Annotated in this window: 1 protein-coding gene; it reads left to right on the plus strand. The window is 65.9% G+C overall.

What is annotated here, in order from left to right:
- The first annotated feature begins 151 nt into the window (after positions 1–151).
- A complete protein-coding gene (locus tag NKJ06_RS35415; protein ID WP_352812570.1) occupies positions 152–1,351 on the plus strand; it encodes an IS256 family transposase in 1,200 nt (399 codons plus the stop codon).
- Positions 1,352–1,413 lie beyond the last annotated feature (62 nt).

Below are 1,413 nucleotides of genomic sequence, written 5' to 3' on the forward strand. Positions count from 1 at the left end.
TCCCATCAGGTGGTGTAGCTCGGCGGTAGCGAAGCCGCTCGGGAGCGCGCCGTTAGTAGCGCTGTAGCGAGCGAGCGGCGTAGCGGTGGTCATCGGTGCTTTCCGGTAGGGTCTGGTTGTCGACACCAACCCCTTTCCGAAAGGACCACCGATGACCGACGATATGATGAACCTGCGCGCGCTCGTGGAGAAGACCCCGGACGCAGATCTCCTGCGCGAGATGATCGGCTTTGCTGCCGAGAAGCTGATGGAGATGGAGGTAGGCGCGGCCACCGGCGCCGCCTATGGCGAGAAGTCGCCGCTCCGGACAGCCCAGCGCAACGGCTACCGCGACCGGGACTGGGAGACACGGGCCGGCACCGTCGAGCTACGCATCCCGAAGCTCAGAAAGGGCTCCTACTTCCCAGGTTTCCTGGAGCCGCGCCGCATGGCCGAGAAGGCGCTGACGGCGGTGATCCAGGAGGCTTATGTGCAAGGCATCTCGACCCGGTCGGTTGACGATCTGGTCAAGGCCATGGGCATGAGCGGCATATCCAAGAGCCAGGTCTCGCGGCTGTGCGAGGAGATCGATGGCAAGGTGAAGGCCTTCCTCGAACGGCCGATCGAGGGCGATTGGCCATACCTGTGGATCGACGCCACTTACCTGAAGGTCCGCCGCGGTGGGCGGATCATCTCGGTCGCCGTTATCATCGCCGTCGGCGTCAACGCGGCCGGCCGGCGCGAGGTACTGGGCATGGAGATTGGCACCTCGGAGGCCGAGCCGATCTGGACAGAGTTCCTGCGCAAGCTGACACGTCGCGGCCTGCGCGGTGTCAAGCTCGTCGTCTCCGATGCTCACGAAGGCCTCAAGGCGGCCGTCACCAAGGTGCTGTGCGCGACATGGCAGAGGTGCCGCGTCCACTTCATGAGGAACGTGCTGGCCCATGCCGGCAAGAGTGGCCGCAGGGTCGTCTCAGCCTTCATCGCCACCGCCTTCGCGCAGGAGACGCCCGAGGCCGCCAGCGTCCAGTGGCGCGCCGTCGCCGACCAGATCCGGCCGAAGGTCCCGAAGCTCGCCGCCATCCTCGACGACGCCGAGCCGGACGTGCTCGCCTACATGACCTTCCCAAAGGAACATCGGGCCAAGCTGCACTCGACGAACCCCATCGAGCGCCTCAACGGGGAGATCAAGCGGCGCACCGACGTCGTCGGCATCTTCCCCAACGACGATGCGATCGTGCGCCTCGTCGGCGCGCTCCTGCTCGAACAGAACGACGAATGGGCCGTCCAGCGCGCCCGCTACATGACGCTGGAAACGATAAGCCAGATGAGCGATGATCCCCTGATCAGCCTGCCAGCCGTGGCGCGCTGATCAGCCCGGTCCATGCCGGAGAGCACGGCGACCAATGCCGCCAGCTACACCACGCCGCGGGA

The organism is Mesorhizobium sp. M0293, assembly GCF_040321735.1.
GTDB lineage: Bacteria > Pseudomonadota > Alphaproteobacteria > Rhizobiales > Rhizobiaceae > Mesorhizobium.

Bases quoted from the DNA above. Each gene is read 5' to 3' on its own strand.
- NKJ06_RS35415 (WP_352812570.1), top strand. From the start codon at position 152: ATGACCGACGATATGATGAACCTGCGCGCGCTCGTGGAGAAGACCCCG.